This window comes from Pseudoxanthomonas kalamensis DSM 18571, assembly GCF_010211745.1.
Classification (GTDB): Bacteria; Pseudomonadota; Gammaproteobacteria; order Xanthomonadales; family Xanthomonadaceae; genus Pseudoxanthomonas_A; species Pseudoxanthomonas_A kalamensis.
Genome location: NZ_PDWQ01000004.1, coordinates 371,895 through 395,538, shown reverse-complemented (window position 1 = coordinate 395,538; position 23,644 = coordinate 371,895). Strand labels below are relative to the sequence as shown.

19 protein-coding genes and 2 tRNA genes are annotated in these 23,644 nt (G+C 65.6%); 16 read left to right on the top strand and 5 right to left on the bottom strand.

Features of this window, described 5'->3' with window-relative positions:
- Window positions 1-88: 88 nt before the first annotated feature.
- Window positions 89-298: a cold-shock protein gene (locus CSC70_RS10400; RefSeq protein WP_162456560.1), complete on the top strand. Its 210-nt coding sequence runs from the start codon at window positions 89-91 to the stop codon at window positions 296-298.
- A 73-nt stretch (window positions 299-371) separates the two neighbouring features.
- Here the strand turns inward: CSC70_RS10400 and CSC70_RS10395 are convergent, their stop codons facing one another.
- From CSC70_RS10395 to mutS, 4 genes are all read right to left on the bottom strand, one after another.
- Window positions 372-989, bottom strand: coding sequence for a DUF937 domain-containing protein (locus CSC70_RS10395; RefSeq protein ID WP_162456559.1), 618 nt, complete (start codon window positions 987-989; stop codon window positions 372-374).
- 165 nt (window positions 990-1,154) lie between these two features.
- Window positions 1,155-3,323 carry a catalase/peroxidase HPI gene (gene katG / locus CSC70_RS10390; RefSeq protein ID WP_162456558.1) on the bottom strand — a complete coding sequence of 723 codons (2,169 nt, stop codon included), beginning with the start codon at window positions 3,321-3,323 and terminating at the stop codon, window positions 1,155-1,157.
- Window positions 3,324-3,575: 252 nt separating this feature from the next.
- Complete coding sequence (locus CSC70_RS10385; RefSeq protein WP_162456557.1) at window positions 3,576-4,793, bottom strand: BaiN/RdsA family NAD(P)/FAD-dependent oxidoreductase; 1,218 nt, start codon at window positions 4,791-4,793, stop codon at window positions 3,576-3,578.
- 13 nt (window positions 4,794-4,806) lie between these two features.
- Window positions 4,807-7,410 carry a DNA mismatch repair protein MutS gene (gene mutS / locus CSC70_RS10380; protein ID WP_211369469.1) on the bottom strand — a complete coding sequence of 868 codons (2,604 nt, stop codon included), beginning with the start codon at window positions 7,408-7,410 and terminating at the stop codon, window positions 4,807-4,809.
- A gap of 450 nt (window positions 7,411-7,860) precedes the next feature.
- Between mutS and CSC70_RS10375 the strand changes: the two genes are divergently transcribed.
- The 15 genes from CSC70_RS10375 to CSC70_RS10305 all read left to right on the top strand — a co-directional run bounded on the left by CSC70_RS10375 (window position 7,861) and on the right by CSC70_RS10305 (window position 22,875).
- Window positions 7,861-10,437: a TonB-dependent receptor gene (locus CSC70_RS10375; protein ID WP_162456556.1), complete on the top strand. Its 2,577-nt coding sequence runs from the start codon at window positions 7,861-7,863 to the stop codon at window positions 10,435-10,437.
- 125 nt (window positions 10,438-10,562) lie between these two features.
- Window positions 10,563-11,066 carry a CinA family protein gene (locus CSC70_RS10370; protein WP_162456555.1) on the top strand — a complete coding sequence of 168 codons (504 nt, stop codon included), beginning with the start codon at window positions 10,563-10,565 and terminating at the stop codon, window positions 11,064-11,066.
- 40 nt (window positions 11,067-11,106) lie between these two features.
- Complete coding sequence (locus CSC70_RS10365; RefSeq protein ID WP_162456554.1) at window positions 11,107-12,786, top strand: ABC1 kinase family protein; 1,680 nt, start codon at window positions 11,107-11,109, stop codon at window positions 12,784-12,786.
- 55 nt (window positions 12,787-12,841) lie between these two features.
- Window positions 12,842-13,483 carry a transcriptional repressor LexA gene (gene lexA / locus CSC70_RS10360; RefSeq protein ID WP_162456553.1) on the top strand — a complete coding sequence of 214 codons (642 nt, stop codon included), beginning with the start codon at window positions 12,842-12,844 and terminating at the stop codon, window positions 13,481-13,483.
- 179 nt (window positions 13,484-13,662) lie between these two features.
- Entirely contained in the window at window positions 13,663-14,700 is a 1,038-nt protein-coding gene (gene recA, locus CSC70_RS10355) for a recombinase RecA (RefSeq protein WP_162456552.1), read from the top strand.
- 84 nt (window positions 14,701-14,784) lie between these two features.
- Window positions 14,785-15,207 carry a hypothetical protein gene (locus CSC70_RS10350; protein WP_162456551.1) on the top strand — a complete coding sequence of 141 codons (423 nt, stop codon included), beginning with the start codon at window positions 14,785-14,787 and terminating at the stop codon, window positions 15,205-15,207.
- A 261-nt stretch (window positions 15,208-15,468) separates the two neighbouring features.
- Window positions 15,469-15,873, top strand: coding sequence for a DUF3224 domain-containing protein (locus CSC70_RS10345; protein WP_162456550.1), 405 nt, complete (start codon window positions 15,469-15,471; stop codon window positions 15,871-15,873).
- A gap of 5 nt (window positions 15,874-15,878) precedes the next feature.
- On the top strand, window positions 15,879-16,262 hold the full coding sequence (locus CSC70_RS10340) for a TfoX/Sxy family protein (RefSeq protein WP_162456549.1): 384 nt from the start codon (window positions 15,879-15,881) through the stop codon (window positions 16,260-16,262).
- Window positions 16,259-16,729 carry a recombination regulator RecX gene (gene recX, locus CSC70_RS10335; protein WP_162456548.1) on the top strand — a complete coding sequence of 157 codons (471 nt, stop codon included), beginning with the start codon at window positions 16,259-16,261 and terminating at the stop codon, window positions 16,727-16,729. The genes CSC70_RS10340 and recX overlap by 4 nt, the downstream gene beginning before the upstream one ends.
- 254 nt (window positions 16,730-16,983) lie before the next feature.
- Window positions 16,984-19,638, top strand: coding sequence for an alanine--tRNA ligase (gene alaS, locus CSC70_RS10330; protein ID WP_162456547.1), 2,655 nt, complete (start codon window positions 16,984-16,986; stop codon window positions 19,636-19,638).
- A 167-nt stretch (window positions 19,639-19,805) separates the two neighbouring features.
- Window positions 19,806-20,015, top strand: coding sequence for a carbon storage regulator CsrA (gene csrA, locus CSC70_RS10325; RefSeq protein ID WP_162456546.1), 210 nt, complete (start codon window positions 19,806-19,808; stop codon window positions 20,013-20,015).
- Between the two features lie 85 nt (window positions 20,016-20,100).
- A tRNA-Ser gene (locus CSC70_RS10320) sits at window positions 20,101-20,193 on the top strand.
- A gap of 80 nt (window positions 20,194-20,273) precedes the next feature.
- Window positions 20,274-20,350: transfer RNA gene (locus CSC70_RS10315), tRNA-Arg, on the top strand.
- A 103-nt stretch (window positions 20,351-20,453) separates the two neighbouring features.
- A complete protein-coding gene (locus CSC70_RS10310) occupies window positions 20,454-21,176 on the top strand; it encodes a 4'-phosphopantetheinyl transferase family protein (protein ID WP_162456545.1) in 723 nt (240 codons plus the stop codon).
- 310 nt (window positions 21,177-21,486) lie between these two features.
- Window positions 21,487-22,875, top strand: coding sequence for a TIGR03013 family XrtA/PEP-CTERM system glycosyltransferase (locus CSC70_RS10305; protein ID WP_246189388.1), 1,389 nt, complete (start codon window positions 21,487-21,489; stop codon window positions 22,873-22,875).
- 6 nt (window positions 22,876-22,881) lie between these two features.
- Here CSC70_RS10305 and CSC70_RS10300 read toward each other — a convergent pair whose 3' ends face one another.
- The gene (locus CSC70_RS10300) at window positions 22,882-23,547 is read right to left on the bottom strand and encodes a J domain-containing protein (RefSeq protein WP_211369468.1); all 666 of its coding nucleotides are present in this window, start codon (window positions 23,545-23,547) and stop codon (window positions 22,882-22,884) included.
- Between the last annotated feature and the right edge of the window lie 97 nt (window positions 23,548-23,644).

The following is a 23,644-nucleotide window of genomic DNA, read 5'->3' as shown; positions in this document are numbered from 1 at the left end:
TCACCGCGTTACCTGCGCCTGCAAACCCAGTCTCGGTCCGGAAGGTCCAGGCCGTGATTTTTTTCATCCGTTTCAGGAGTTACATCAGATGTCCGACCGTCAGACCGGCACCGTCAAGTGGTTCAACGACGCCAAGGGTTTTGGTTTCATCACCCAGAGCGAAGGCCCCGACCTGTTCGTCCACTACCGTTCCATCGTGGGCAACGGCTTCAAGTCGTTGCAGGAAGGCCAGCAGGTCACCTTCGTCGCCGTGCAGGGCCAGAAAGGCATGCAAGCCGACCAGGTGCAGCCGCTGTAAGGTTTCGCGGCAACGCGAACGAAAAAGCGCCGGGCAATGCCCGGCGCTTTTTTTGTGCCTGAACCGGCGGCGCTCAGCGCTTGCCGAACAGGCCGCCCAGCTTGAGCAGATCGCCGAGGCCAAGCTGGCCGTCACCGTCCTGATCCAGCACCGCGCCCAGCAGGCCGCCGCCCAGGCCGCCCTGCTGCTGCGCGACCTGGCGCTCCTGGCCGAGCAGGCTGCCGAGGTCGCCGGCGCTGGCGTTGCCGCTGTTGCCGGACAGGAAGCGCTGGGCCAGGAACGACATCACGATCGGCGCCAGCAGCTTCATCAGCTGGCCGGCCTTGTCGCTGCCCAGGCCGGTGGCTTCGCCGAGGCTGGCTGCGGCCGTGCCTTGGCGACCGCCCAGCACGTGGCCGAGGATGGCTTCGCCATTGGTCTGTCGGGACGGCGCGCCGCTGCCGAGCACGGCGCCGAGCAGGCCGCCCAGATCCATGCCGGTGTTGTGGTCCTTCTGCAGCGCACCGAGCAGGGCCTCGGCTCCGGAGGGCTGCGCGGCGTTCTTGCCCAGCGCACCGAGCAGCAGCGGCAGGGCCGCGCCAATGGCGCTCGAGGTCTGCATCTGGCCGGCGCCGAGTTGCTGCGACAGCTGCTGCAGCGGGGCACCCTGCAACTGGGTGAAAAGCTCTTCGGCGAGCGAGGATTGACTCATGTCGGGTTGCCCTCCTGGGCGATGGAATGGGATGTCCAGGCCGGGTGCCGGCCTGGCGCCATCCTACCGCGGGAAGGTTCGGATTTTGGAAAACCGCGACTAACGTGAGACGGCGGCGGGCGGACCGGTGATCGGTCCGCCCGCCGGCCAACCCATCGACGGGTCTCAGGCCAGATCGAAGCGGTCGGCGTTCATCACCTTGGTCCAGGCAGCGACGAAGTCGCGGACGAACTTCTCCTTGTTGTCGTCCTGGGCGTAGACCTCGGCATAGGCACGCAGCACCGAGTTCGATCCGAACACCAGGTCGACGCGGCTGGCGGTCCACTTCACCGCACCAGTCTTGCGGTCGCGGATCTCGTAGTGGTCGCCGGCCTTGACCCAGGTATTGCCCATGTCGGTCAGGTTGACGAAGAAGTCGGTGGTCAGCGCGCCTGCGCGGTCGGTGAACACGCCGTGCTTCGTGCCACCATGGTTGGTGCCGAGCATGCGCAGACCGCCGACCAGTACGGTCATTTCCGGCGCGGTCAGGCCCAGCAACTGGGTGCGGTCGAGCATCAGCTCCTCGGGGGTGACCACGTAGTCCTTCTTCAGCCAGTTGCGATAGCCGTCGGCCAGCGGTTCCAGCGGTTCGAAGGATTCGGCGTCGGTTTGCGCCTGGCTGGCGTCGCCGCGGCCGGGCGCGAACGGCACCGCCACATCGAAGCCGGCGGCCTTGATCGCCTGTTCGACGCCGACAGTGCCGGCCAGCACGATGGTGTCGGCCAGCGAGGCGCCGGCGGCCTGCGCCAGCGGTTCCAGCACCGCCAGCACTTTCGCCAGCCGGGCCGGTTCGTTGCCTTCCCAGTCCTTCTGCGGGGCCAGGCGGATGCGCGCGCCGTTGGCGCCGCCGCGCATGTCCGAGCCGCGGTAGGTGCGTGCGCTGTCCCAGGCGGTGGCGACCATCTCGCCGATGCCGAGGCCGCTGGCGGCGATCTTCGCCTTCAGCGCGGCGACGTCGTAGCCGGTGCTGCCGGCCGGCACCGGGTCCTGCCAGACCAGGTCTTCGGCAGGTACGTCCGGGCCGATGTAGCGGGCCTTCGGACCCATGTCGCGATGGGTCAGCTTGAACCAGGCGCGGGCGAAGCTGTCCTTGAAGTAGTCCGGGTCGGCGATGAACTTCTCGCAGATCGCGCGGTAGGTCGGGTCCATCTTCATCGCCATGTCGGCGTCGGTCATCATCGGGTTGTGGCGAACCGAGGGGTCGCTGGCGTCGAGCGGCTTGTCGGCGTCCTTGATGTCCACCGGCTCCCACTGCTGGGCACCGGCCGGCGACTTGCGCAGTTCCCACTCGTGGCCGAACAGCATGTCGAAGAAGCCCATGTCGAACGTGGTCGGATGGGTGGTCCAGGCACCTTCCAGGCCGGAGGTGACGGCATTGGCCGCCTTGCCGTGCTGGTTGGGGTTGGCCCAGCCCAGGCCCTGCATTTCCACGTCGGCCGCTTCCGGGTCGGGGCCGAGCGCGGCGGCGTCGCCGTTGCCGTGGGTCTTGCCGACGGTGTGGCCGCCGGCGGTCAGGGCCACGGTCTCCTCGTCGTTCATCGCCATGCGTCGGAAGGTCTCGCGCACCTGGGCGGCGGTCTTCAGCGGGTCGGGATGGCCGTTGACGCCTTCGGGATTGACGTAGATCAGGCCCATCTGCACCGCGGCCAGCGGGTTCTCCATGGTTTCCGGCTGATCGACGTCGCTGTAGCGTTCGTCGCTGGGCGCCAGCCATTCCTTCTCGGCGCCCCAGTAGGTGTCTTTCTCCGGATGCCAGATGTCCTCGCGGCCGAAGGCGAAGCCGAAGGTCTTCAAGCCCATCGACTCGTAGGCGATGGTGCCGGCCAGGATGATCAGGTCGGCCCAGCTGACCGCGTTGCCGTACTTCTTCTTGATCGGCCACAGCAGCCGACGCGCCTTGTCCAGGCTGACGTTGTCCGGCCACGAGTTCAGCGGCGCGAAGCGCTGGTTACCGGTGCCGGCGCCACCACGGCCATCGGCGATCCGGTACGAACCGGCCGCGTGCCAGGCCATGCGGATGAACAGACCGCCATAGTGGCCCCAGTCGGCCGGCCACCAGTCCTGGCTGTCGTTCATCAGCGCATGCAGGTCCTTTTTCAGCGCATCGACGTCGAGTGCTTTCAATGCTTCGCGATAGTCGAAGCCCTCGCCCAGCGGATCGGTCTTGCGGTCGTGCTGATGCAGGATGTCCAGGTTCAGGGCGTTCGGCCACCACTCCATCACCGAAGCGCCGGCATGGGTGTTGCCGCCGTGCATGACCGGGCATTTTCCGGATGTGTTCTGGCTGTTGTTCATCGCTGTCTCCCTCCGTTCGTCGATTGGATGTGCGGGCAGGCACTTCCGCATCGCCGAAGCGTGGGATTCCGCGAGGAATGCGCTGTCTGCATGCCGGCACCGTGGCGACGACTATAGGCGCGGGTCGACGGCAGGGATATTCGATATTTCGAATGCCACGGATACGCATCGCCTATCGAATGCACGCAAAAGCATGCCGCAGCCAATCTCTCGCACTGCAGCATTCCGTGAAATGATGATCGAAAGCCGGCGTCAGGCCACACTGCCGGCGGCATGGCCGGACGCCCAGGCCCACTGGAAGTTGTATCCGCCCAGCCAGCCGGTGACGTCGAGCACTTCGCCGACGAAGAACAGCCCCGGCACTTTGCGCGACATCATCGTGCTGGAAGAAATCTCGCGCGTATCCACCCCGCCCAAGGTGACTTCCGCGGTGCGGTAGCCTTCGGTGCCGCTGGCGACCAGCGGCCATGCGGACAGCACGGCGGCCACTTCGCGCAGTTGCGCCGGGGTGTACTGCTTCAGCGGCCGGTTCGGCAGCCAGACCTCGCACAAGCGCTGGGCGAAACGTTTCGGCAGTACCTCGGCCAGCGCGGTCTTCAGTTCCGCGTCCGGCCGGCGTTGTTGTTGCGCCTGCAGCCAGCCGAACGCATCTTCGTCGGGCAGCAGATCCAGGAGCAGGTCGTCGCCGGGTTGCCAGTACGAGGAAATCTGCAGGATCGCCGGCCCGCTGATGCCGCGATGGGTAATCAGCAACTGGTTGCGGAAGGCGGCGCCGTTGCAGCGCGCTTCGACCTCGAACGACACCCCGGACAGGTCCTGCAGGCGTTCCTGATGCTTGCCGCTCAGGGTCAGCGGCACCAGGCCGGCACGGGTTGGCAGCACCGTGTGGCCGAAGCGGCGCGCGATGTCGTAGCCGAAACCGCTGGCGCCCAGGCTGGGAATCGACAATCCGCCGCTGGCAATCACCAGCGATTCGCACTCGACAACGCCCAGCGTGGTGTCCAGGCGGAAATGATGGTCGCCGATGCGCTCGATGCCGTTCACCGTGCACTGCGTATGTACGTCGGCGCCGACGACCGCGCATTCGTCCAGCAGCATGCGCACGATCTGCTTCGAGGATTCATCGCAGAACAGCTGGCCGAGTTCCTTCTCGTGGTAGTTGATGTGGTGACGCTCGACCAGGGCGATGAAGTCCGCCGGGGTGTAGCGGGCCAGCGCCGACTTGCAGAAATGCGGGTTGGCGGACAGGAAATTCGCCGGCCCGGTGCCGGTATTGGTGAAATTGCAGCGGCCGCCGCCGGACATCAGGATCTTCTTGCCGACCTTGTTGGCGTGGTCGAGCACGCGCACGCGGCGCCCGCGCGCGCCGGCGGTGATCGCGCACATCAGCCCGGCCGCGCCGGCGCCGATGACGGCGACGTCCTGCTCGCCGTCGATGCGATCGCTGCCCGGTGCGGTATGGGAAGGCATTTCCCGCCGTCGCCTACAGCAGCGCTTTCAGCCGGTACAGCGCTTCCAGTGCCTGCTTCGGGGTCAGTTCGTCCGGCTCCAGCGCGGCCAGTGCTTCCTGCGCGGCCGAGGGTGCTGCGGCGAACAGGCCGAACTGCTGTGGCACGTCCAGCGCCTGCGGCGCCATCTGCGCAGCGTGGCTCTCGCGGCCACGCTGTTCCAGTTCGGCCAGCCGCCGTCGCGCCTGTTGCAGGGTGGTTTTCGGCAGGCCGGCCAGCGCCGCCACCTGCAAACCGAAACTGCGGTCGGCGGCGCCTTCCTTGACCGCATGCATGAACACCAGGGCGTCGTTGCCCTGGCTGTCGACGTGCTCGACGGCGTCGAGGTGCACGTTGGCGATGCCGCTGTCCTCGCCGTCGCCGGCCAGCGCGGTCAGTTCGAAGTAGTGGGTGGCGAACAGCGTGTAGCAGCGATTGACCCGGGCCAGGTGGCGGGCGACCGCATCGGCCAGTGCCAGGCCGTCGTAGGTGGAGGTGCCGCGACCGATCTCGTCCATCAGCACCAGCGAGTGTTCGCTGGCGTGGTGCAGGATGTAGCTGGTCTCGGCCATTTCGACCATGAAGGTGGACTGGCCGCGGGCGAGGTCGTCGCCGGCGCCGATCCGGGTTAGGATGCGGTCGATCGGACCGATCACCGCGCGGCTGGCCGGGACGAAGCTGCCGATGTGGGCCAGCAGCACGATCAGCGCGTTCTGCCGCATGTAGGTGCTCTTGCCGCCCATGTTGGGACCGGTGACGACCAGCATGCGGCGATCCGGATGCAGGTCCAGGTCGTTGGGCTCGAACGGCTCCTCGCGGACCGCCTCGACCACCGGATGGCGACCGCGTTCGATCCGCAATCCCGGTTCGTCCGAAAGCTGCGGTCGGTTCCAGTCCAGCGCCTGCGCGCGTTCGGCGAAGGCGGCCAGCACGTCCAGTTCGCTCAGCGCGCCGGCGCAGCGCTTCAGCGGCTCCAGTTGCCGGTTCAGCGCGTCCAGCAGTTGTTCGTACAGCAGCTTCTCGCGGGCCAGCGCGCGTTCGCGCGCCGACAGCACCTTGTCCTCGAAGGATTTCAGTTCCTCGGTGATGTAGCGCTCGGCATTGGTCAGGGTCTGGCGTCGGGTGTAATGCACCGGCGCCTTGTCGGCCTGGCCCTTGCTGATCTCGATGTAGTAGCCGTGCACGCGGTTGTAGCCGACCTTCAGCGTGGCGATGCCGCTGGCCTCGCGCTCGCGGGCTTCCAGGTCGATCAGGAACTGGTCGGCATTGCTGCTGAGCAGGCGCAGTTCGTCCAGTTCGGCGTCGAAGCCGGCGGCGATGACGCCGCCATCGGCCAGTTTCAGCGGTGGCTGCGCTTCCACCACAGCGGCCAGCAGGGCGGCGGTATCGCCGTGCGAACCCAGTTCCGCCGCCAGTGCGCGCAGGCGCGGCGAATCCAGCGGTTCGAGGATTGCGGCCACGTCCGGCAGCAGGGCCAGACCATCGCGCAGGGTGGACAGGTCGCGCGGGCGCGCCGAACGCAGGGCGACCCGGGTCAGGATGCGCTCCATGTCGCCCAGCGCGCGGAAGCGGTCGCGCAGAGCGTGCTCGGCGCCGCTGTCGATCAGCGTGGCCACTGCCTGCTGGCGCTGGCCGAGTACCTCGCGGTCGCGCAACGGGCGGTGCAGCCAGCGCCGCAGCAGGCGGCCGCCCATCGGGGTGATGGTGGCGTCCAGCACGCCGAGCAGGGTATGCCGGCTGTCGCCGTCGATGCGGGTGTCCAGTTCCAGATGGCGGCGGGTGGCCGCGTTCATCGCGATGGCATCGGCGGCCGATTCCACCGCGATCGCGGTCAGGTGCGGCAGCCGCTGCTTCTGGGTTTCCTCGACGTAGCCGAGCAGGGCGCCGGCGGCCGCGGTGGCCAGCGGCTTGTCCTCGATGCCGAAGCCGGTCAGATCATGCAGGCCGAAGAATTGCAGCAGCTGGCGGCGACCGCTGTCGGCATCGAACAGCCACGGCGCGCGCCGGCGGATGCCGCTGCGCTGCGTCAGGAACGCCGGCCAGCCTTCTTCATCCGGCAGCAGCAACTCGGCCGGTTCCAGCCGCGCCAGTTCGGCCTCCAGCGCATCGTCGCCTTCGACCTCGTTGACCAGGAAACGGCCGCCGGCCAGGTCGGCCCAGGCCAGGCCGTAACCGGACTTGCTGCGGGCGACGGCCAGTAGCAGGGTGTCGCGGCGCTCGTTCAGCAGCGCTTCGTCGGTGACGGTGCCGGGAGTGACGATGCGCACCACCTTGCGTTCGACCAGGCCCTTGGCCAGCGCCGGGTCGCCGATCTGCTCGCAGATCGCCACCGATTCGCCCAGCGCCACCAGTCGCGCCAGATAGCCCTCGTAGGCATGCACCGGCACCCCGGCCATCGGGATCGGCTGTCCGGCCGAACTGCCGCGCTGGGTCAGGGTGATGTCCAGCAGCCGCGCCGCCTTGCGCGCGTCGTCATAGAACAGCTCGTAGAAGTCGCCCATCCGGAAGAACAGCAGCAGGTCCGGGTAGTCCGCCTTGGCGGCGAAGTACTGCTTCATCAGTGGCGTATGTTCCTGAGGGCCACTCTTGGCTTTGGACATGGGCGGTGGGTCTGCAAGGCGCCGGTGCCGGCTGGAACAACGCCGCGCAGATGGCAGGTGCTTGATTCGTTGAATAGCGAAGGAAAAACCTTCCCCCGTCGGTGCGATTCGATTGTATGAAATCGCGACATTGACTGTCGAACCGGCATTGGCCGGCGCAGGCCATGACGACGACATGACCGATGCCGGACTCGCCGCGGACGCCGGATTGTCTTCGGCGGGAAGGGGCAGTGGCGGCACTGGTCAGCGTGAATCTCCGTTCCCGGCAGCGGGATGGCGTATGGATGCGCTGCAAAATGAAGCGGATTCAAGAAGATGCTAGCTTCGCTTGAAGTTTTAGGCATCACGTTCAAGTTATTCGGGAGCAGGACAGGCAGGACGCGACAACGCACACAAGCAAGACAGACAACACGAACGAACGACTACGACATTCCCGGGGAGGGGAGAACCATGGTCCATTCCAAGCCGCAGCCCAGGCTGCTTTCGCTGGCCGTCATCGCGGCCCTTTGCGCGACGCCGCAGGCCTGGGCGCAGGATGATGCGGCCGCACAGTCCGACGGCGACAAGGAGGCCACGACGCTGGCGACCATGACCGTCACCGCGCAGAAGCGCGAGGAAGCCATCCAGGACGTGCCGATTTCGGTCACCACGCTGCCCGAGCAATTGCTGCAGGACACCGGCGTGCGCGACATCAAGGACATGCAGATCCTGGTGCCGGGCCTGACCGTCACCAGTACCCAGAACGAAGCCATCACCACCGCGCGCATCCGCGGCATCGGCACGGTCGGCGACAACGTCGGTCTGGAATCGTCGGTCGGCGTGGTCATCGATGGCGTATACCGTCCGCGCAACAGCGTCGGCTTCGGCGACCTCGGCCAGCTCGAGCGGGTCGAGGTGCTGAAGGGGCCGCAGGGCACCGTGTTCGGCAAGAACACTTCCGCCGGCGTCATCAACGTGGTCACCCGGCGGCCCAGTTTCACCCAGAGCGCCGAAGGCGAGGTGACGGTCGGCAACTACGGTGCGGTGGGCTTGGCCGGCAGCTACAACGATGCGTTCAACGACAGCGCCGCTTTCAGCGTGTACGCAGCCAAGCGCAAGCGCGACGGCTGGATGGACGTCGAGACCGGCAGCGGTCCGCGCAGCGAGACCGACGACTACGATCAGAACTACCATACCCTGCGCGGCAAGCTGCTGATCGAACCGAACGAGGACCTCGAGATCCTGCTCTCCGGCGATTTCACCAGCCGCGACGAGAACTGCTGTACCGCGGTGCAGACCACGGTCGGTGGCACGGCCGCCATTCTCAATGCGCTGGTCGGCGGACAGGCGGTGGCGGCGCCGGGCGACGATCCGTTCGACCACGTGGCCTACAGCAACCGCCCCACGAGCCAGTCGATCGAGGACAAGGGCGTATCGGCCGAGGTCAACTGGACCTTGCCGTGGATGGGCGGGGCGACGCTGACCTCGATCACTGCGCAACGCGAATGGCAGTCGGTCAACGGCCTGGATTACGACTTCAGCACGGCCGACATCCTGTACCGCAGCCCGGAGGAGGACGAGTCCTTCACCGGCTTTGACACTTTCAGCCAGGAGTTCCGCCTGACCGGTTCCACCGACCGCATCGACTGGATGGTCGGCCTGTTCTATTCGGACGAGGATCTGGATCGGACCGAGACCTACCGGATCGGCGCGCATTACGAGCCTTACCTGTCGGTCGCCTTGCTGTCGCTGGTCAATCCGGCATTGGCGGCTTCGCCGACCGCGCCGTTGTTCCTGTCGGAAGCCACCGGCCTGCCGTTCGGCACGGTATTCGCCGGCCTGGGCGCGGACGATCAATACAAGCAGAATGCCAAGAGCACGGCGCTGTTCACCAACAACACCTGGCATGCCACCGATGCGCTGGACCTGACCCTGGGCCTGCGTTACACCCGCGACGAGAAGACGCTGGACTCGGCGTACAGCAACCCGAACGGCAGTCCGGGCTGCTCGGCGATGCTCGGGCCGAACGGACAGGCCGGCATCTCCGCCGCGCTGCTGGCACGGGGCGTGCCGGCAGCGGCGCTGCCGCAGGTCATTCCGCAGGTCATCGGTTACGGTTGCCTGCCGTGGGCGAATCCGCTGCACAACGGTCGCGTCACCCATCAGGAGAGCGAGGACAAGGAGTGGTCCGGCACGCTGAAGGCGGCCTACCGCTGGAACGAGAAGGTGATGACCTACGTCTCGGCGGCGCGCGGCTACAAGGGCGGCGGCTTCAACCTGGATCGGGTGCAGTCGTCCGACGGCCTGTCCAGCGGCGGCACCGGCATCGTGCCGGTCAACGACACCTCGTTCCCCGGCGAGTTCGTCGACAGCTACGAGCTGGGCGCCAAGACCACCTGGGCCGACGGCACCTTGCTGCTGAACGCCACGCTGTTCTACCAGAAGTACGAGGACTTCCAGCTCAACAGCTTCCTGGGCACCAGCTTCGTCGTGCGCTCGATTCCGGAAGTGGTGTCGCAGGGCCTGGACAGCGAGATCCTGTGGCAGCCGCGCGCGGTGCCCGGGCTGATGCTGCAGGGCGGCCTGATGTACACCGACAGCACGTTCGGCGACAGCATCCCGGGCGGCGACTTCGTCGAGCCGACCGGCGCGCTGTACAAGCTGCCGGGGGCAACCATGCCGTTCGCGCCGGAATGGTCCGGTTCGCTGGCGGTCACCTACGAATGGGATTTCTCCGACACCCTGATCGGCCGCTTCAACATCGGCGCCAAGTACATGGGCGACTACAACACCGGCTCCGACCTGGACGTGGAGAAGGATCAGGATGCCTACACCATCGTCAATGCGAGGGTCGGTTTCGGTTCCAGCAGCGGGCGCTGGATGGTCGAGCTGTGGGCGCAGAACCTGACCGATACCGAGTACGTGCAGGTCGGCTTCGACGGTCCGCTGCAGAACGTCTCGCCGGTGCCGGGTAATCCGTTCAATACCTACGACGCCTTCCTTGGCGCGCCGCGCATGTACGGCATGACCTTGCGTTTGCGTTACTGAGTCCGGCAATTCCGGAAGCCCGCGTATCCGCAAGGGTGCGCGGGCTTCGCTTTGGGGCGGGACGACAACCGCGGCGAATTGGGTTACAACTGCGGACGTATCCCCGGCCGCAATGCATTTTCGACATGTCCCCCACGATTCCCGGCGACGAAGCCCTGCGCGAACTGGCGCGATCCCTCGGCGAACGCTTGCGGGCCGAACGCCTGATGCTGGTCACCGCCGAAAGCTGCACCGGCGGCTGGATCGCCAAGTGCGTGACCGACGTGGCTGGCTCGTCGGAGTGGTTCGACTGCGGCATGGCCGCGTACAGCTACGAGGCCAAGCAGGCGCTGCTGGGCGTGCGTCCGCAGACGCTGGAAGCGCATGGTGCGGTCAGCCGCGAAACGGCGATCGAAATGGTCGCCGGTGCGCTGGCCAATTCGGGCGGCAGCATCGCGGTGGCGGTGACCGGCATCGCCGGTCCCGGCGGCGGCGCGCCGGACAAGCCGGTCGGCACGGTCTGGGTGGCGTGGAAACGTCGTGGCGGCTATGCCAGGGCCGAGGTGTTCCATTTCGAAGGCGACCGTGACGCGGTGCGCCGACAGACCGTGGTCGCCGCGCTCGAGGGGCTGGGAGAACTGTTGTCGTGAGCACGGCCATGCGCGTGCGCCATGATGGAGTCGGTACCTGATGTGGGAGAAGCTGGGTACGGTTCGCGACCTTGGCCGCCTGCAGGAAATTGCCGGCGTGCTGATCCGCTACGGTTTCGGCGACATGGTCCGCCGGCTGGGCATGGCCGGTGCGCTGGAACGCGCCGGCAAGCTGCTGCACTGGCAGACCAACGGCGAGCTGCTGGCGATGGACGTGCCGTCGCGGGTGCGCTGCGCGCTGCAGGACCTTGGCCCGTCCTTCGTCAAGCTCGGCCAGGTGCTGGCCACCCGCGTCGACCTGTTGCCGCCGCGCTGGATCGAGGAACTGAGCCGGCTGCAGAGCGCGGTACCGGCGCTGCCGTACGAGGAGATCCTGCCGCAACTGAGCGAAGACCTCGGCGCCGAGCCGGACGAGATCTTCGTCAGCGTCGAGCAGCGACCGGTCGCCGCGGCCTCGCTGGCGCAGGCGCATCGCGCCTGGCTGGCCGACGGCAGCGCGGTGATACTGAAGGTGCGCCGGCCCGGCATCCGCGAGGTGGTCGAAGCCGACCTGCGCCTGCTCGGTCACCTGGCCGCGATCGCCGAGGAACAGGTGCAGGAGCTGCGCCGCTACCAGCCGCGGATGATGGTGCGCCAGTTCGCGCAGTCGCTGCGCCGGGAACTGGACTTCGCCGCCGAATGCCGCAATGCCGAACGCATCGCCGCCAACTTCGCCGGCCACGACGAAATCGTCATCCCGCGCGTCTACTGGGAATGGACCAGCGAGCGGCTGAACGTGCAGGAGTGCCTGGACGGCATTCCCGGTCGCGACCTGGCGGCGGTTGATGCGGCCGGGCTGGACCGTTGCCAGCTGGCGCGCACCGGCGCAGCGATAGTGATGAAGATGGTGCTGGAAGACGGCTATTTCCATGCCGATCCGCACCCCGGCAACATCTTCTACATGCTCGACGGCCGCATCGGCGTGATCGACTTCGGCATGGTCGGGCGTGTGTCCGAGCCGCGCCGCTTCCAGATCGTGCGCCTGCTGCACGGACTGGTCGACCACGATGCCGAATCGGTGGCCGATGTGCTGCTGGGCTGGACCGAGGGACAGGGCGATGTCGACGAGGCGCGCCTGCAGGAAGACGTCGACGCCTTCGTCGACCAGTATCGCGGGGTGCCGCTGAAGCAACTGCGGATGGGTAACATGCTCACCGACGTGACCGTGATCCTGCGTGACAACGGACTGGTGCTGCCGGCCGACCTGGCGCTGATGATCAAGGCCTTCCTGACCCTGGAGGGCATGGGACGCCAGCTCGACCCGGACTTCGACATGGCCGCCGAGGCGCGGCCGTTCCTGCGGCGGGCGATGCTGCAGCGCTATTCGCCGCAGGTGCTGGTGCGGCGTGGCAAGCGCACCTTGAGCGGGCTGGTCGACCTGCTGCACGACCTGCCGCGCGACGTGCACCAGCTGCTGCGCTCGGCCCGGCGCGGCAAGCTGCAGATGCAGATACAGGTCAGCAGCCTGAAGGCGTTCGGCGACCAGATCGACCGCGCCAGCAACCGCCTGACCATGGGTATCGTCACTGCGGCGCTGATCATCGGCTCGTCCATCGTCATCAACAGCGCCGGCGGCTTTTCCAGCCGCTGGGTCACCGCGATGGCAGTACTGGGCTTCTCCGGCGCGGTCCTCGGCGGATTCTGGATCCTGTGGTCGATCTGGCGCAGCGGCCGGAAGTAGCTTTGAAGAGAGAAGGGGTTGCGCCTGTTCGCCGTTAGTAGTATTACTACTAATCATGAACCTGACCGACACTCAGCAGGCCATCCTGGCCATGATCGCCGAGCGGATCGAGGCCGAGGGCATGCCGCCGTCGCAGACCGAGATCGCCAAGGCCTTCGGCTTCAAGGGCGTGCGCGCCGCGCAGTACCACCTGGACGCATTGGAAGCGGCCGGGGCCATCGAGAAGATTCCCGGCCGCGCGCGCGGCATCCGCCTGCTGCACGCCCCGCAGGCGCCGCAGCGGGAGCTGGAACTGGCCGCCGCCAACGACGACGCCCTGCGCCTGCCGGTGCTGGGGCGTGTGGCTGCCGGTGCGCCGATCGGGGCCGATGCCGATCACCACGACTACGTGGTGCTGGACCGGGTGTTCTTCTCGCCCTCGCCGGATTACCTGCTCAAGGTCAGCGGCGACTCGATGCGCGACGAAGGTATCTTCGACGGTGACCTGATCGGCGTGCACCGTACCCGCGACGCCCGCAACGGCCAGATCGTGGTGGCGCGGATCGACGACGAGATCACTGTCAAGTTGCTGAAGATCGGCAAGGACCGCATTCGTCTGCTGCCGCGCAACCCGGACTATTCCCCCATCGAGGTGCTGCCCGACCAGAACTTCGCCATCGAAGGCCTGTATTGCGGCCTGGTGAGGCCCAACCGGTGATCGGACAAGAGACAGGCGGCTGCGGCTTTCTCCGACACGCCGCCCCGGCATCGGCCGATGTCCGTGGCGCTTCTCCGCACCTATTTTTGCCGACAGGCCGGCATGTCTCAGCCCCTGCGATGGGCGGCCGCTAGCCTGAATCCATTCCAGACTTTCCCATTCAGACAGAGGACACCACGATGGACGAGAACAAGAAGCGCGCCCTGGCCGCAGCCCTGACCCAGATCGAGCGCCAGTTCGGCAAGGGCTCGGTGATGCGCATGGGTGACCGGGTGGTGGAGCCGGTTGAGATCATTCCGACCGGCTCACTGATGCTGGACATCGCCTTGGGTATTGGCGGCCTGCCACGCGGCCGGGTGGTGGAAATCTACGGACCGGAGTCTTCCGGCAAGACCACGTTGACGCTGCAGGCTATCGCCCAATGCCAGAAGCAGGGCGGCACCGCGGCCTTCATAGACGCCGAGCATGCGCTGGACCCGATCTACGCGGCCAAGCTGGGCGTCAACGTGGACGACCTGCTGCTCAGCCAGCCGGATACCGGCGAGCAGGCGCTGGAAATCGCCGACATGCTGGTGCGTTCGGGCTCGGTGGACATAGTGGTCATCGACTCGGTGGCGGCGCTGACGCCCAAGGCCGAAATCGAGGGCGAGATGGGCGACCAGCTGCCGGGCCTGCAGGCGCGGTTGATGAGCCAGGCGCTGCGCAAGCTGACCGGCAACATCAAGCGTTCCAACACCACCGTGGTGTTCATCAACCAGCTGCGCATGAAGATCGGGGTGATGATGCCGGGCCAGAGCCCGGAGACCACCACCGGCGGCAACGCGCTGAAGTTCTATGCCTCGGTGCGGCTGGACATTCGCCGCATCGGTGCGATCAAGAAGGGCGACGAGATCATCGGCAACCAGACCAAGATCAAGGTGGTCAAGAACAAGATGGCGCCGCCGTTCAAGCAGATCATCACCGAAATCCTGTACGGCGAGGGCATCAGCCGCGAGGGCGAACTGATCGACATGGGCGTGGACGCCAAGCTGGTCGACAAGGCGGGCGCCTGGTACAGCTACGGCGACGAGCGCATTGGCCAGGGCAAGGACAACGCACGCAACTACCTGCGCGAGAATCCGGAAGTGGCGAAGAAGCTGGAAGCCGAACTGCGCGCTCGCTTCCAGCCAGCCGAAGCCAGTCGGGACGAAGGTGACGACGAAGCGTCGGATGACTGATCGCGGCATCCAGCTCGAAGTTGACGGCAAGCCCTTCCCCGGAACGGGGAGGGTTTGTCATTCAATAGATAGTTGGGTGTCACGGTGAGTTTTACGAAAATCTCGGCAGAGCAAATTGCTGAGCATCAGCTGATCGCCGCCATCAAGCTTTTGCGCGAGAAAGACTATCTATCCTCGCTTACCCTGGCGGGTGCTGCGGAGGAAATTTTGGGTAAGCGCCTTTGCAAGCTTGGGCAACAACCGTCCTTCGATCAGTTGAGCAACCTCATAGTGGCTGTTTCAAGAGAAGAGGGTGAGACCGACGCCAATCTTGAAAAGACCATCGGCGACCTGCTTAACAGTACGAGAAACGAGCTAAAGCACTACGCCGGTGATGAGCCGCTTGAATTTGATCTTCGCTCCGATTGCCTTGAGATGCTGGAGCGCGCAATTGCCAACCATGAGGCACTGACTGGCATTTTATTGTCGGAGGCTATGTACGTATGGAAGGATCGGTGTGACGTTTAATGATGCATTCAAGCAGAGCATAGGTTGGGGTGAACGGAGTGAACCCCAACAACCATGAGTCATGCAGGTGGGTGTTCATGAGTCATGCAGGTGGACGTTGGGGTTCGCAAGCTCACCCCAACCTATGCAGGCTGCGGTATCCGGATGTAGTAGGGCGTGCTCAGGCACGCGGTGTAGGCTCCTGACTGAAATCATGACGGGCTTGAGCCCGCCCTACGGTTACTCGATCTGTAACCCGCTGTAATGCTCACGGAGGCGCCAATGTCCAAGCTCGCCAAAGGCGAATTCACCGTATCGTTGCAGCCGCTGGAATTCGAAGGCGTGGACGAGGCGGCGCGTCTGGGTCGCATGAGCATCGACAAGCGAATCATCGGCGATCTGGTGGCTACCACCCAGGGACAGATGCTGACCGCGATGGGCGGGGAGAAGGGCTCGGCCGTGTACGTTGCCGTCGAGCGTGTCACCGGTACCCTGGAAGGTCGCTCCGGTTCGTTTGCCCTGTACCACACCGGGGTCATGGATCGCGGTGCGCAAAGCCTGTCGGTGAAAGTCGTCCCCGACTCCGGCGACGGCGGACTGACCGGCATCGCCGGCGACTTCAGGATCATCATCGAAAGCGGCAAGCACTTCTACGAGTTCTCCTACACCCTGCCACAGGGCGAGTAGGGCGCATGGCGACCGACCGCGATTTCGTCGATTACGTGCATGAGCAGACCGGGCTGGGCGAACGGCTGACATACAAGCGCATGTTCGGCGAGTACGCCCTGTACCTGGACGGCAAGGTCGTCGCCTTCGCCTGCGACAACAGCCTGTTCCTCAAACCGACCACGGCCGGTCGTTCGTTGCTGCCGCGGGTGACCGAAGGGCCGCCGTATCCCGGCGCCAAGATGTACCTGCTGCTGGACGAGTTCCTTGACGATGGCGAGCTGCTGCAACGACTGGTCGAGGCCACGGCTGCCGAACTGCCGGCGCCGAAGCCGAAGAAACCCAAGGCTGGCAAGGCCACGGCAAAGAAGACGCCTTCCGAGGCCAAGCCGCTACGGGGCAAGCGATGAGCCGCAATCCCGCCCGCAAGTCACGGCCGCAACCGACGCCGACCCAGCGTGCGCTGGGTCTGCTGGTACGCCGCGAGCATTCGCGCAAGGAGTTGGCGCGCAAGCTGGCCGCACGCGGGGTGGAGGCCGACGAGGCCAAGGCCGCGATCGAGCGGTTGGCCGGGGAGGGCTGGCAGGACGATGCGCGTTTCGCCGAATCGCTGGTGCGCAGCCGTGCCGCCAGCGGCTATGGGCCGATGTACATCCGAGCCGAGTTGGGTACGCATGGGCTGTCGGGCGAGGCGATTGCCGTGGCGATGGACGGGTTCGACGGCGACTGGAAACAGGTCGCGCGCGACCTGATCCGTCGTCGCTTCGGCGAAGGCGGGCCGGACGATCCCGCCCGCCGACGCAAGGCATTGGACCTGCTGTATCGCCGCGGTTTCGACAGCGGCCAAGCGCGAGCTGCACTCGACGGCGACGATTGACGCCCCGACTCGTCATTCCCGCGCAGGCGGGAATCCAATCCCATTGCATTCAATGAATTGACGCCACTGGGTTTCCGTCTGCGCGGAAATGGCTGCGTTGCTCGATCTGCTTCGGCCATTACAGGTATGCCGGAGGGCAGAAGGACGGCGAGTTTGCTAATCTGAACAGCCGTTTCCGGGTTGCAAGCCCGCCGCGGCGGCCGCGTCCCCGGGACGGCGGCCGGCCGCTTCGACCGTCCGCCCCAGCCAGCCAGATGAACAGCCACCAGCCCTCCAAGTTCACCACCACCCAGGTCCGCAGCGACTTCCTCGAGTTCTTCCGCGGCAAGGCGCACACCATCGTGCCGTCGGCACCGCTGGTGCCGGGCAACGACCCGACCCTGCTGTTCACCAATTCGGGCATGGTCCAGTTCAAGGACGTGTTCCTCGGCGCCGAGAAGCGCAGCTACGTGCGCTGCGCCGACGTGCAGCGCTGCCTGCGCGCCGGCGGCAAGCACAACGATCTGGATTCGGTCGGCTACACCGCCCGCCACCACACTTTCTTCGAGATGCTGGGCAACTGGTCGTTTGGCGACTACTTCAAGAAGGAAGCCATCGCCTGGGCCTGGGAGCTGCTGACCGGGGTCTGGAAGCTGCCGGCCGAGCGCCTGCTGGTGACGGTCTACCACACCGACGACGAGGCGTATTCTTTGTGGCACGACATGATCGGGGTGCCGGCCGAGCGCATCGTCCGCATCGGCGACAACAAAGGCGCACCGTACGCCTCGGACAATTTCTGGCAGATGGCCGACACCGGGCCCTGCGGCCCATGCACCGAAATCTTCTACGACCACGGCCCGGACATTCCCGGCGGCCCGCCCGGTTCGCCGGACGAGGACGGCGATCGCTTCATCGAGATCTGGAACCTGGTGTTCATGCAGTTCGACCGTCAGACCGACGGCAACCTGCTGCCGTTGCCGGCGCCGTGCGTGGACACCGGCATGGGTCTGGAGCGCCTGGTCGCGGTGCTGCAGCACGTGCACAGCAATTACGAGATCGACCTGTTTCAGCACCTGATCGGCAAGGTGGCCGAACTGACGGCGACCGCCGATCTTGAGAACAAGTCGCTGCGGGTGATCGCCGACCACATCCGTGCCTGCTCGTTCCTGATCGTCGATGGCGTGCTGCCGTCCAACGAGGGTCGCGGCTACGTGCTGCGTCGGATCATCCGCCGCGCCCTGCGCCACGGCTGGATGCTGGGCGTGCGCGAGCCGTTCTTCCACAAACTGGTCGGCACCCTGTGCAAGCTGATGGGCGAGGCCTACCCGGAGTTGCCGGCCGCGCGCGAGCTGGTCGAGCGTGCGTTGAAGGCAGAGGAGGAGCGTTTCGCCGAGACGCTGGACTCGGGCATGAAGATATTCGACGAGGTCGCCGCCCGCGCCGAGGGCACGATTCCGGGGCAGGACATTTTCCGCCTGTACGACACCTACGGCTTCCCGGCCGACCTGACCGCCGACATTGCCCGCGAGCGCGGGCTGGCAGTGGATATGGATGGCTTCGAGGCGGCGATGGAGCGCCAGCGCGAAACCGCACGCGCGGCCGGCAAGTTCGGTTCCGGCGCTGGCCTGCCGGCCGAGCTAGTCGCCCAGCTGCAGCCGACCCAGTTCCTCGGCTACGAGCAGGCCGAAGCCGCCGACCTGAAGGTGGTGGCTCTGCTGAAGGACGGTCGCCCGGTCGATTCGATCGGCGCCGGCGACGAGGCGGTGGCGCTGCTGGACTGCACCCCGTTCTACGCCGAATCCGGCGGCCAGGTCGGCGATACCGGCCGCCTGCAGGCACCGGGCGCCGAGTTCGAGGTCGCCGACACCCACAAGCTGGCCGGCCAGTTTCACGGTCATGTCGGCCGGCTGCTGCAGGGCAGCTTGGCGGTCGGTGACCTGATCGGTGGTCGTATCGACAGTACCCGCCGCAGCGCGGTCATCCTCAACCATTCGGCGACCCATCTGCTGCACGCGGTCCTGCGCGAGGTGCTGGGTACCCACGTGCAGCAGAAGGGCTCGTTGGTGGCGCCGGACCGGCTGCGCTTCGACTTCTCCCACTTCCAGCCGCTCAGCCACGACGAACTGGCGCGGATCGAGCGCCGGGTCAACGAGGAAGTCCGCGCCAACCACGAGGGAGAAATCCGCCACATGGGCATGCAGGAGGCGCTGGATTTCGGCGCCATGGCGCTGTTCGGCGAGAAATACGGCGAACGGGTGCGAGTCCTGCGTTTTGGCCCGGTCTCGACCGAGCTGTGCGGCGGTACCCATGTGTCGCGCACCGGCGATATCGGCCTGTTCAAGATCGTCAGCGAAGGCGGCGTCTCCGCCGGCGTGCGCCGGATCGAGGCGGTGACCGGGCAGGGCGCGCTGGACCTGGTGACTGCCGAAGAGGCCCGGCTGGCCGAAGCGGCCGCCCTGCTGGGCGGCAATGCCGCCGACGTGGTCGACAAGGCGCGGCAGTGGGTCGAGCGGCAGAAGAAGCTGGAACGCGAGCTGGAAGGCCTGCGCGCCAAGGCGGCTTCGGCCGCGACTGGCGATCTGGCGGCCTCGGCCGAGGAGGTTGGCGGGGTCAAGATCCTGGCCGCCCGGCTGGAAGGCATGGAGGCCAAGGCCCTGCGCGAAGCGGTGGACCGGCTCAAGCAGCAGCTCGGCGACGCGGTGATCGTGCTGGCCGGGGCCGGCGAAGGCAAGGTAGCCCTGGTCGCCGGCGTGAACGGCAGCCCAACCGGCAAGGTCAAGGCCGGGGAACTGTTGTCCCATGTCGCCGGTCAGATCGGGGGCAAGGGCGGCGGTCGCCCGGACTTGGCCCAGGGTGGTGGCGAGGACGGGCCCGCCCTTGCGTTTGCCCTCCGCGGGGTCCGTGGCTGGGTCGAGGAACGTCTGGGCTGATCGCGCCACGGCTGCGGTCACTTTTTGCTGCGCCTACCGGCTTGCGGGGGCGCGGAAGCGCCGTTACCATTCCGGAAAGCATTAATACTTAAGATTGAGAAGCGTTACCCGGTCCGGCCGAGGTAGGCGCCCCGGCCATTGTCGCCGGTCCATGGAGATAGCGAGCGATGCTCATTTTGACCCGCCGTGTCGGCGAAACCCTGATGATCGGCGATTCGGTCACGGTCACCGTGCTGGGGGTGAAAGGCAATCAGGTGCGGATCGGCATTACCGCGCCCAAGGATGTGGCCGTGCATCGCGAGGAAATCTACCAGCGCATCCAGCGCGGCGAGACCAGTCCGGCCGTCGATCAGGCGGAAACCGAATCCTCCAGCTGAAGCCGCTCCATCCTTCATTTGCCGGAAACGGGCCCAACCGGTATCCTTTCCGGCCTGTCGCCTGCGCGCGGCACCGAGTTCATCCGGAGTGATGCCCGAGAGGCCGAAGGGGCTCCCCTGCTAAGGGAGTATAGGGTCAAAAGCTCTATCGAGGGTTCGAATCCCTCTCACTCCGCCATCCCCGTTCCTGTTCCCTTGTCCGTCGCGATGGATTGACGGAAGGGGCGCGAATCGGGCAAAATTCCGCTTCTTTTTTACGCGCCCGTAGCTCAGCTGGATAGAGTACCTGGCTACGAACCAGGCGGTCGGGAGTTCGAATCTCTCCGGGCGCGCCAGTTGTGAATCACGAAGCCGGTGGCCTCAGGTCGCCGGCTTCGTCGTTTTCCGGCGTATGCGCACAGACGACGCTTCACGGATGCAAGAGACGAAGCCTTGGGCATGAGCTTGCAACGACGGTTCGATCTTGCGCTGGGGGATGTCGACGCGGTGGCCGCGGTGCACGATGGCGTTCTGCTGACGTATGCGGATCTTGCTGATTGGCAGTCCGTGCTGGAGCAGGCATGGGCGTGGCTGGACGATTCCGAAGCCGAGCGCATCCGTCGCAAGCGTATCGCCAGCGATGCCGGCACCACATTGCTGGCGTATGCACTGCTCAGGTGGAGTGCCGGACGAGTGCTTGGCATGCGGCCGGAGGAGGTGCCGGTCTGGCGCGACGAGAATCGTTGCCCGCGTGTCGGCTCGGGTGAGGTTCATGTCAGTCTCAGTCATGCGGACGGACGTGCTCTGGCGTGCGTGTCCACCATGGGCCCCGTTGGCGGCGACATCGAGCCGCTCAGCCGCTGCGCGGCAATTGCCGATATCGGCGAGCGGGTTTGCCATCCGGACGAGTGGAAGACCATGACAGGTCTGGATGCTGCTGTGCGGAATCGCGCCCTGCTCGAGTTGTGGGTGCGCAAGGAAGCCTTGCTGAAGGCTGCCGGAATCGGCTTGGCCCGCGAGATGGACAGTTTCCCGGCTCCGGCTGGGATGCCTTTGTCGCTAATGCCTGATGCAGCCGGCTGTGCCTGCATCGAAATGCTCGATCTTGGCGAAGGATGGCTGGGAGCAGTGGCGGCACCTGTTGCGGCGACAGTTCGCATGGTTCCCATGCTCCCGGGCTAACGGTGAAGCCGGGCTCTGCAGGGTATTAATGTGAACATTTATCACCAATCAATCGGCAACTCACTCCCACCGTCGGTCTTCGTTCTGTCCGGCCGATATCGGATTCCGCGTTCATTGGGGCGATACCGGATGTCCAGGATGTTCGCATGGTTCCGCGGCGCATGATGGAGCAGGGGGAAATGGCAAGATTTCATTCGCATATGCCGGGATGCATCGAGGCATGCGGTTGCGTGCAGCGCGGATCGATTCGACAAGCGCATACTGGCGTGCTGCCGATGACGGTTTCAGGGTGGCCGGCATGAGATTTGCCATGCAAAGCCGCAAATCGCGAGCCACGCGACTGCTGTGGTTGCTGGAGATGGTGATCATCGTCACCTCGGTGCTGGCGGCCTCGTGGCTGCGCTTCATGCGCGATGAGGATTCCTACCAGGTCTTCATGGAATATGCCCTGCTTCGAGGCATGCTGGTAGCGGTATTCATCACCGGCGCGATGGCGGCCTTCGGCCTGTACCAGGTCCATGTCCGCCACAACACGATGGATTTCCTGCTCCGGTTGGTGCTGTCCTTCGCGATGGGCGCCATCGCCGTGCTGGTGCTGTATTACCTGGTGCCGCAGACCTATATCGGTCGCGGGGTGCTGGCCATTTCCCTAGCGTTGGCCTTGTTGGGCGTGATCGTGCTGCGTCTGTTGCTGCAGCAGGTATTCCATGTCGAGGTATTCAAGCAACGGGTTCTGGTAATTGGTGCAGGTCGCAGTGCCGACAACATCAACAGTCGCCTGCGCCGCCGCTCCGACCGGCATTCGTTCACGATTCTGGGTTTCCTGCCGCTGGAAGGGCAGCCGGTACTTGTGCGCGAAGATCTGCTGGTAAGCGCGGGCAAGAATGGTGACCTGGTCAATCTGGTCGATCGTCTGGAGGTGGACGAGATCGTGGTGGCTCCCGACGAGCGCCGTGGCGCGTTGCCGATGGAGCAGATTCTGGCTTGCGTGCAGCAGGGCGTCTCGGTTGTCGATCTGTCCACCTTCTTCGAACGCGAAGCCGGAATGGTGCAGCTGAACGTCGTCGACCCCTCCTGGTTGGTATTTTCCGGCGGTTTCGACTACTCGACACCACGCCGCCTGAGCAAGCGGTTCTTCGACCTGCTTGCCGCCAGCGTGCTGCTGCTGCTGGCCTGGCCGCTGATGCTGCTGACCGCGCTGGGCGTTCTGCTCGATTCCGGCTTCCCGATTTTGTACCGGCAGACACGGGTCGGCGAGCGCGGTCGCGAATTCACCCTGACCAAGTTCCGCAGCATGCGCGTGGACGCGGAAAAGAACGGCGTAGCCCAATGGGCCAGCAAGAACGACGATCGCAGCACCCGTTTCGGCCGCTTCATGCGCAAGACGCGGCTGGACGAATTGCCGCAGCTGTTCGCCGTGCTGCGTGGCGACATGAGCTTCGTCGGCCCGCGACCCGAGCGCCCGCATTTCGTCGACCTGCTCAATAACGAGATCCGCTACTACAGCGTCCGCCACAGCGTGAAGCCGGGACTGACCGGCTGGGCGCAATTGCGCTATCCGTATGGCGCCTCGGTACGCGATGCCGAAGAAAAGCTGAAATTCGACCTGTTCTATGTCAAGAACCACGGTCTGGTATTCGATCTGATGATCCTGCTGCAGACCGTCGAGATCGTGCTGTTCGGCCGCGGCGCGCGCTAGGAAGTATCAGTCGGTGCGGGGAGAGTGTTCGCGTATCTTCAGGCGATACAGCGGCGAGCTGTACCAGTCCACAAGTTTGCCTTCCTCGAAGCGTAGCCAGGAAGGGCCGTATTCCCACAGTGTCTCGTTGCGCATGGTCGGCGGCCCTTGTATGGCGAGTACGCTGTCCATGTCCATGCCTGCATGCAGGTAACCCGGCGTGGCGCTTTCGCCGGAGTGCGTCGGGGGAGTTTGTCGCGCATCCGGAGTATCGCCAACGGGGGTCCAGTACGAACGGAGCATCAGCCAGCAAACCAGGCCCAGCGACAGGATCAGCAGCCAGTGCTCGCCCTTGCGAGAGGATTTCCGATCATCGGCCTTGGGCGGCGGAGATGTCCCTTGATCCGGGTCGGGGGAATGCGTTCCGTCCAAGGGGACGGTGTGTGCCAGGCGGACCGGTATCGGGGTGGATCGGCTGCCCGGCAGACGGCCGTGGGCGGCGTGGAACTGAATGGCCTGCTTGTACAGCGAGATAAGGGTCGCCAGTTGCTCGGACGTCTCCTGCTCCTGTTCCCATTGCCGGTCGGGATGCAGTTCTGCCACGCGCTTGCGGTAGGCGCGGCTCAATTCGCCAAGACTGCAGCCCGGCTCCAGATCAAGCTGGGAATACAGAAGGGAAAAGTCGCTATTCATCCACGGACCAGGTTCGAATGCACCGATAACGCAAGCCGGAGTGCGGACGGGACATTGCGGCATCGCGCCATTCCGTGCCGGCGGGCGGTTTCAGCAA